The 8,325-nt window shown below is 61.2% G+C and carries 8 protein-coding genes; 5 read left to right on the top strand and 3 right to left on the bottom strand.

Features of this window, described 5'->3' with window-relative positions:
* The first annotated feature begins 194 nt into the window (after nt 1-194).
* Both DLD99_RS19790 and DLD99_RS19785 read left to right on the top strand, forming a co-directional pair.
* On the top strand, nt 195-1,019 hold the full coding sequence (locus DLD99_RS19790; RefSeq protein ID WP_114884493.1) for an alpha/beta fold hydrolase: 825 nt from the start codon (nt 195-197) through the stop codon (nt 1,017-1,019).
* Nucleotides 1,020-1,050: 31 nt separating this feature from the next.
* On the top strand, nt 1,051-2,088 hold the full coding sequence (locus DLD99_RS19785) for a hypothetical protein (protein WP_208647499.1): 1,038 nt from the start codon (nt 1,051-1,053) through the stop codon (nt 2,086-2,088).
* 33 nt (nt 2,089-2,121) lie between these two features.
* Here DLD99_RS19785 and dsbG read toward each other — a convergent pair whose 3' ends face one another.
* Genes dsbG through dsbD form a run of 3 tightly spaced genes read right to left on the bottom strand, consistent with a single transcriptional unit; the run spans nt 2,122 to nt 5,476 of the window.
* The gene (dsbG, locus tag DLD99_RS19780) at nt 2,122-2,892 is read right to left on the bottom strand and encodes a thiol:disulfide interchange protein DsbG (RefSeq protein ID WP_114884491.1); all 771 of its coding nucleotides are present in this window, start codon (nt 2,890-2,892) and stop codon (nt 2,122-2,124) included.
* Nucleotides 2,868-3,743 (bottom strand): TlpA disulfide reductase family protein, encoded by an 876-nt coding sequence (locus DLD99_RS19775; RefSeq protein WP_114884490.1) that lies wholly within the window; start codon nt 3,741-3,743, stop codon nt 2,868-2,870. Before DLD99_RS19775 ends, dsbG begins: the two co-directional genes overlap by 25 nt.
* Nucleotides 3,743-5,476, bottom strand: a complete 1,734-nt coding sequence (dsbD, locus tag DLD99_RS19770) for a protein-disulfide reductase DsbD (protein ID WP_114884488.1) — start codon at nt 5,474-5,476, stop codon at nt 3,743-3,745. The genes DLD99_RS19775 and dsbD overlap by 1 nt, the downstream gene beginning before the upstream one ends.
* Before the next feature lie 153 nt (nt 5,477-5,629).
* Between dsbD and DLD99_RS19765 the strand changes: the two genes are divergently transcribed.
* From DLD99_RS19765 to DLD99_RS19755, 3 genes are all read left to right on the top strand, one after another.
* Complete coding sequence (locus DLD99_RS19765) at nt 5,630-6,310, top strand: response regulator (protein WP_114884486.1); 681 nt, start codon at nt 5,630-5,632, stop codon at nt 6,308-6,310.
* Nucleotides 6,310-7,632 carry an ATP-binding protein gene (locus DLD99_RS19760; protein WP_114884485.1) on the top strand — a complete coding sequence of 441 codons (1,323 nt, stop codon included), beginning with the start codon at nt 6,310-6,312 and terminating at the stop codon, nt 7,630-7,632. Before DLD99_RS19765 ends, DLD99_RS19760 begins: the two co-directional genes overlap by 1 nt.
* 101 nt (nt 7,633-7,733) lie before the next feature.
* Entirely contained in the window at nt 7,734-8,219 is a 486-nt protein-coding gene (locus DLD99_RS19755; RefSeq protein WP_114884483.1) for a GNAT family N-acetyltransferase, read from the top strand.
* The last annotated feature ends 106 nt before the right edge of the window (nt 8,220-8,325 follow it).

Genomic DNA, 8,325 nt, shown 5'->3' with positions numbered 1-8,325 from the left:
GCCAGCTCCCACAGGTCCTGCGGCGGACACTTGATATTTGCACGCTGCAAACCCTGTGGGAGCTGGTTTGCCAGCGATGGCGTCAGTTCGTTCAACACAATTCAACCTGTACATTCGCGTACATTTCCAGGGTTGACGATCGAGAACCGGCAGCTCAGTCTGCCGGTTCTCTTTTTTACCGTGCAGGTGAATCGATGGCTTTCTTCGAGGTTGACGGACAAGCGCTTCACTACATTGATCAAGGCACAGGCCCGGCGGTGCTGCTGGCCGGCAGCTACCTGTGGGACCAAGCCATGTGGGCACCGCAGATTGCCGCGTTGTCGCCGCACTATCGGGTGATTGCGCTGGATCTGTGGGGCCATGGTGAATCCGGGCGTTTGCCTGAAGGCACCACATCGCTGGATGACATTGCACGCCAGGCACTTGCCTTGCTCGACCATCTGGAGATCGACCGGGTAACGCTGGTCGGGCTGTCGGTCGGCGGCATGTGGGGTGTGCGTCTCGCGTTGTCGGCACCGCAGCGGCTCAACGGTCTGGTGCTGATGGACACCTATGTCGGTGTAGAGCCGGAGCCGACCCGCCAGTATTACTTCTCGCTGTTCAAACAGATCGAGGAAAGCGGCGGCATCTCCGAGCAACTGCTCGATATCGTGGTGCCGATCTTCTTCCGTCCGGGCATCGACCGGGATTCGGCGCTGTATCAGGATTTCCGCGCAAAACTGGCCGGCTATTCAGCTGAACGCCTGCGCGAGAGCATCGTGCCGATGGGGCGCATCACCTTTGGCCGTGATGATCTGTTGCCGCGTCTGGGCGAATTGAATGCGGCTACCACGCTGGTGGTTTGCGGCGATCAGGACAAACCACGCCCGCCGTCGGAAGCACGGGAAATGGCTGAGTTGATTGGCTGCCCGTGTGTGCTGGTGCCGGAGGCGGGGCATATCTCCAATCTGGAGAATCCGGAGTTCGTGACGGAGGTGTTGTTCAGTTTTTTGAGTGAGTGCAATCGAAATACGCTGTAATTGCGCATGGAATTTCATTTAAGGGACTGGCGTGAAGCAATTCTTCTGGCGCGATCTTGAAGATCTGCAAGGACAATGGGGTGGGTTGAGCATCGAGATCAGCGGCCCCCCTCAGGGCAAACCACAACTGCATCTGCGGACGGGCAACAATGCTCGCCTGAAACTGATGTTCAACGAGACCCCTTTGCTTTGGGGAACGATAGCGACTTCGTATTACGGTGCCTGGCTGGTACGCAACCCGTTGCCGAAGCAATGGGAGTCGCCACTCGTTCCGGCCATCGACTCGGCGCAAGTCGAACATCACCGTCATTTGCCCGCCGGGCAGCGAATGAAAGCCTGGAGCCGGTACTTCATCAACCAATTGATGGAGCATCAGACGGGCTTTCTTTATCCCGGACACTGGGTGGCTCGGCCCATGATGCCTGTGGCCGTGCGAAAACAACCTGGCGACGGTCTGAGCAACTGGTATTTCACGACTGAGCAAGAGATGACAAGTCATTTACCGAGATGGTCAGCTCGTGGTGACGGCATTCTCGACAATCTTCAGCCACGACCGGTGGAGTGGCTCGACTGGGATTTGGGTAATCTGATCGGTCTGCACACGGTCGATCCATATGCAGGGCGTATGAAGTGGTGGCGCAAGAAGGCGAGAGAGGACAGCCTGCCTCCTGTCTTGCTGTGGTATGTCGGCGCGTTGTGTTCTTACGTGATTATCGACGGTCACTATCGATTGCAGGCCGCGCTGGCTGAAAGCGACAAACCGACGTTTATCGTTTTGAGTTCAACTGAAACCTACCCCCTCACACCCAATCCCGACACTCAACAGCGGGTGTTCAATTCCCTGATGCTGCAAAGCGAAAGGAATCCGGAATTTGATGTACAAACCTTGAACCAGGCGCTGATCAACAACTTCGATGATCGTCCCTGTCATTCGGCAAAAACCCATGCCTGGGCCGGCATTGTATCGGACACGGAGTGGTCGCAAGAGGTGACGCAGTTTTTGCTCGAGCGCGAAGCGACAGCTGAGCTGGACGACATCCTGGACCGGTGTCAGCCGCGTGAGTGGTGATGGCTCCGGCGTGTTTGCCGGAGCCGCCAATCGTTACATCGGCCCGAGAATCTTCGCCAGTTTGTCCGGCGTCGGCGCGCCTTGCTGTTGTTGCAGCTCACCCTTGTCGTCCATGTAGAAGATCGCCGGGGTGGCCTGCAATTCCAGGTCTTCCATCAACTGCATGTTCGCTGCGAGTTTGGTCTGCACGGCGGCCGGAATATCCTTCATGGCCTTGAGCGTGCTGGACTTGCCGGCTTTCTCGTGATCGTCCAGGGCCTTGGCCGGGTCCTTGGCCGCCAGCAGCGCAGCGGATTTGGCCGGGCTGTCTTCGCGGATGATGCCGACCATGATGTGCCGCAACTGCACCTTGCCGGCCTTGACCCAGGGGCGGGCCTGTTCCCAGAACATGTTGCAGTACTGGCAGTTCGGGTCGCTGAACAGGTACACAGTACGCGGTGCGTCCTTTTTGCCGTCCTGAATCCAGTTGCTCGCCTCGAACTTGGCCCAGACTTCCTTGGCCATCGGTGCGTACACCAGTTTTTGCAGCGGCGCGCTGCTCAGGTCGTTGCCGTCGGCGTCGTACAGGTTGCCCAGCAACACATGCTTGCCGTCCGGCGTCAGGTACAGGGCCATGCCACGGTTCTGGTATTGCGCGGCGTAACCGCGCAGTCCGTCGGGGGCGTCGAACTGGCCGACGATTTTCGCGCCCTTGGCTTCGATTTTCTTGATCGCTTCAGGCAATTCTTCAGCGGCCTGCACCGACGGCAAGTGCAGCAGGGCGGCGCCCAGAGACAGCGTCAGCAGGTAGCGGAGGCGGGGCATGGCAGTTTCCTTGCAGAGGTGGCCGGTGCGGCGTTCGTAGTCGGATTCGGGATGTCGAAGTTTTCCAGGGCCCGGGCCAGACTGGCGTTCGACAACTCGCCCAGATGGCTGGTCAGCAATTGGCCGTCAGGGCTATAGAACAGCGTAGTCGGCAATGCCATGGAACCCACGGCCTGACCCAGATGCCCGCTGCGGTCGAACAGTACATTGTTCAGGCTCAGGCCCTGGGTTTCGAGAAAAGTGGCGACGCTTTGCATGCTTTCGGCCTGGTTGACGAACAGGAACGTCAGGTCCGGGCGTTGCTGCTGGGCGTTTTCCAATACGGGCATTTCCCGGCGACATGGCGGGCACCAGGTGGCCCACAGGTTGATCACCAGCGGGCCGCCCTGATAGTCGGCGAGTTTCACGGTTTCACCGGCGGCGTTGCGCAGGGTGATATCCGGCAGGCGCGTGCCTTGTTCATAGATGTTCAGCGACAGGGTCGCCAGCACCCAGAACGCCACACCGCTGATCACGCCAAAACCCAGCGGTCGACGCAAACCCGGCCGGCGCCAGCCGCGATACAGCGCCGCCAGCACCAGCACGATCACCCCCGGCCAGGCGAGAAAGCCGCCATCGCGCAGGTCGATGATCTGCCACGGATCGTTGCGATAGTGACCCCAGTACACGGCGACGAAGGCGATGCGTGCCGCGAGCATGCCCAGCAGGAACAGGCTGAACAGTGCCGACTCGGGGTTATCGCCACCGCGCTTGGCCACCCGCCAGCCGACGAAGGTCGCCAGCGCCAGGGCGCTGATCAGCAGCAGGTGGTTGAGCGCAATGGCAAAGGTGCCGAGGGTGAAGGTCAGCATTAACGGGCATCTCGGGTGGTGGTCCAGCGTTGCAGGAAGGTGTCGGCATCGACCTCGCCGGTGATGCGCTGGCTGCGGCGCTCTTCACCGTCGGTGCCGATCCACACAAAACTCGGTGGCCCTGGCACCTTGTAGCGGCCGAGCAGCTCGCGGCTGGCGGCGTTTTCATCGGTGACGTCGAGTCGCAGCAGACGTACATCGCTCAGGGCCTGCATCACCCGCGCCTGGCCAAACACCTTTTTCTCCATGACTTTGCACGACGTGCACCAGTCGGCGTAGTAATCGAGCAACACCCACTGACCCTGAGCCTTGGCGGTGTCGAGTTCGCGTTGCAGGGCCGCTGGATCCTTGATCGTAATGAACGCTTCATGACCGTTCGGTGCAGCAGTGCCGGTGCGTCCGGCGCTATACACCTGCAACGGCTGAAACGGATCATCGCTACCGCCCGCTGCACCCACCACCAGCAAACTGCCCCACAGTCCCAGCAACAGCGAGCTGGCGCCGAACAATTGGGCGACCCGGCCGAAGCCTTCAGACTGTTTCCACGCACTGTAGGCCGCAATCAGCAGCAGCGCACCGCACAGTGCGAGCCACAGTGAAGAGTCCAGCACCGGGCGCAGCATCAACACCGCCGTGCCCAGGAACAGGAAGCCGAACACGCCCTTGAGCAGGTTCATCCACGCGCCGGGTTTCGGCAGGAAACGATTGCCGACCGTCACCAGCACCAACAGCGGGATGCCGATACCGATGCCCAGTGCAAACAGGATCAAGCCGCCGTGCAGGGCGTTGCCGCTTTGCGCGATGTAGAGCAGGGCACCGGCCAGTGGCGCAGTCATGCATGGGCCGACGAGCAGGCCGGACAGCGCGCCCAGCACACCCGCGCCGACCAGGCTGCCGCCGCTGCGACTGCGCGAGGCGTGTTCCAGTCGATCACGTACGGCCACCGGCAATTGCAGTTCAAAGAAGCCGAACATCGGTAGTGCCAGAATCACGAACACCGCCGCAAACGTTCCGAGCAGCCACGGGTTTTGCAACCAGGCCTGAAGGTTCGCTCCCAGCAGCGCGGCGATCACGCCCATTGCCGCATACACCAGCGCCATGCAAACCACATAGCTGCTGGCCAGCGCGAAACCACGACGCGGTGTGGCACCGCTGCCGACCACCATACCGGCAAGAATCGGCAACATCGGCAACGAGCACGGTGCAAAGGCCAGCAGCAGGCCAAGACCGAAGAACACCAGCAGACTCCAGCCCAACGAGTGTTGTTGCAGACCGCTGGCCAACGCTTGATCCTGCGCCTCATCCGTTGCTGCAGCGGCCGCTTTGCCACCGAGATCGATCACGCGGGTCTGCGGCGGATAACACAGGCCGGCGTCGGCGCATCCCTGATAACTGACCTTGATCTGGCCTTTGGCCGTCGCCGGTATCTTCAGTTCGAGGCCCTGACGATAGACCTGTTGCTCACCGAAATACTCGTCGCTGTGGGATTCGCCTTCGGGCAGAGTCGGGGCGTTCTCCGCCGCCAATCCGTCGAATTTCAGGCGTTTCTGATACAGGTAGTAACCGTCGGTGATCTGCCAGAACAGTTGGGTTTCGCCGGAATCCAGACGTTCGGACGTCAGCACGAAGGCCTTGTCGACCGGGAGAAATTCCGGTTTTGTCGCAAAAGGGTCGTTCCCTGCCTGGGCCAGACCCGAAATCAACAGTGCAAACAACAAAAAAATATGACGCATGGAGGAGCCTTGTCCCTGTGCAAGTGATGAGCACAATGGGCGGCGGCGATTAACCGATGATTAACCGCGGCACCCTTGTCGCTGTGGCGTTCGGGGCATAATGTCAGCTTAATCGGCCAACCGCCTAATCGGCATTTTTCTACGGGACTCACCATGCACGTACTGGTTTGCGAAGACGATGAGTTGATCGCCAGCGGCATCGTCGCCGGGCTGACGGCCCAGGGCTTGACGGTCGAACACGTCAACACCGCCTCCAAGGCCCGGGCGATCCTCAAGGTTGCCGAATTCGACGTGATGGTGCTCGACCTCGGCCTGCCGGACGAAGATGGCCTCAAACTGTTGCAGCAACTGCGCCAGCAAGGTCTGGAAATTCCCGTACTGATCCTCACCGCGCGGGACTCGGTGACCGACCGGGTCGACGGCCTGCAGTCCGGCGCCGACGATTACCTGCTCAAGCCGTTCGACCTGCGTGAATTGTTTGCCCGACTGCAAACCCTGTTGCGCCGGGTGGCCGGGCGCAGCGTCAACCTGATCGAGCACGGCGCGCTGACCTACGACCCGAGCAGCCGTGAAACCACGTTGGCCGGCCGTTCGGTGGATCTGTCCCGTCGCGAACAATCCCTGCTGCAAGCCCTGCTGCACAACCGTGGCCGGGTGCTGTCCACCGAGCAATTGAAGGACAGCGTCTACGGTTTCAGCGATGAACTGGAGAGCAATGCCCTCAACGTGCACATCCATCACCTGCGCAGCAAACTGGGCAAAGGCATCGTCGAAACCGTGCGTGGTCTCGGTTATCGCCTGGGCCCGGCCGATGGTGGAGAACCTGACAAGTGATGAGTCTGCGCCTGCGCCTGAGCCTGACCCTAGGCGCCGCATTCGCGCTGATCTGGGCCCTGGCGGCTGCCTGGATGCTCAGCGACCTGCGTAACCAGATGATGTTTTCCCTCGACCAGCGACTGGTGGCCTCGGCGCGGATGGTCGCCGGGTTGCTGGAGCAATTGCCGGCGATACCGAGCAAAGGCGAGGGCACTCACTTCAGCGCCGAGCAACTGAACATTCCCGGCGGCATGGCCTGCCAGGTCAGCTCGTTGCGTGGCGAGATCCTCGCCCGCAGCCACAACAACCCGGAACAGGCACTGGAAGCTCAGAAAATGGGCTTCCACGATCAGATGATCGACGGTGCACCTTGGCGCACGTTCACCCTGGCCCGGGGCGATGTGCGCATTACCACCGCCGACCGGGTGATCGAACGCGAAGCCTTGAACATGTCGATCCTGCTGGCGGCTTCGGTGCCGGTGGGTGTGGCGCTGCTTGGCTGCCTGTGCCTGTTATGGCTGGGGATCGGCCAGGGGCTGGCGCCGCTCAATCGCTTGCGTGAAGCCTTGATGCGCCGCAACGCCGACTCCCTCGAGCCGTTGCAGTTGCAGTCATTCCCCAGCGAACTGAAACCGCTGCTTGAAACCCAGAACCAGCTGTTCCAGCGAATCGGCAAGACCATCGAGCGCGAACGTCGCCTGACCGGTGACGCCGCCCATGAACTGCGCAGTCCGCTGACGGCGATCAAGACCCACCTGCAAGTGGCGCGCATGACCGACGGCAGCGCCCGCGATCAGTCCCTGGCCCGGGCCGAGGAGGGCGCCGACCGCCTGCACCGAACCCTCGAGCAATTGCTGTTGCTGGCCCGGGTCGAGGGCAGTCTGTCGTTCGACGACGGCGTGCAGTGCAGCGCCGAACAAGTGGCGAGACTGGCGATTCAGGACTCTGCCAGCGACGAGCGGCAGCGGATCAAACTGCATCTGCCTGAAAAACTGTCCAGCGCACCGCTGCAAATGCCAGCGGTGTTGTCGATCGCGGCCTTGCGCAATCTGCTCGATAACGCCCTGCGCCATACCCCGACGGAAGGCGCCGTGGAACTGAGCCTGGAAACCATCGGCAACCGCGTGCGCTTCGTCGTTCGCGATCATGGACCGGGGATTGCGCCGGACGATCTGCAACATCTGACCCAACGCTTCTGGCGCAACGGCCAGAGCACCGGCTGCGGGCTTGGGCTGGCGATTGTCCAGGCGATTGTCCAGCGCTGTGCCTGCACCCTGCATTTCGACAGTCGCCCGGATGGCTTGCGGGTCGAGCTGACCATGCCGCTGCAACCGGTCTGAGTCGGGCACATCAAATGTAACTTCTCTTCATTGGTCATTCGCCGGGCGCGCCGCTATTGTCGCCCCAGCCTTTGACTCAATGGATTGAGGGAAACAGCGCCATGGATGCATCCATCTACATTTGTCCGGCCACTGCGGCCGATACCGGCATCATCAGCCGCATCGTCGAGCGTTCGATTCGCGTCGGTTGCGCACTCGATCATCGTAACGATCCACACCTCGTAGACGCCTGGATTCGTCAGCAATCGACGGAACACATCAGCGCCTGGCTGGCCGACCCGCAGCGCTATCTGAACATTGCGTTATTGCAGGACCGTCCGGTCGGTGTCGGCATGGCGCTGGCCAATGGCGATATCACGCTGTGTCATGTGCAGCCGGAATGGTTTCGCCGGGGCGTCGGCCGGGCGCTGATGACTGACCTTGAAGGCTGGCTGCTGACTCGCGGCAGCGCCCGTTCCGTGCTCACTAGCACCCGCACCGGTGAAGCCTTTTATCGGCGTTTGGGTTATCGCGAATCGGCGCCGCCGCTCATTCGCCACGGCATGCACAGCCTGCCGATGCACAAGTCGCTGCCGCTGTCGGCATGACAACTCGCTCAAGGGTGTAAATCCTCGACGTGCTGGTGCGTTTCCAGAACAGGAAAACCTGCATGTGCGCCCCGGGACCGGAACGCGCACCTGTGCGGTGTGCAGT

It is taken from the genome of Pseudomonas kribbensis (genome assembly GCF_003352185.1).
Classification (GTDB): Bacteria; Pseudomonadota; Gammaproteobacteria; order Pseudomonadales; family Pseudomonadaceae; genus Aquipseudomonas; species Aquipseudomonas kribbensis.
Note: the sequence above shows the minus strand (reverse complement) of the source record. Positions and strands in the feature narration are given on the sequence as shown.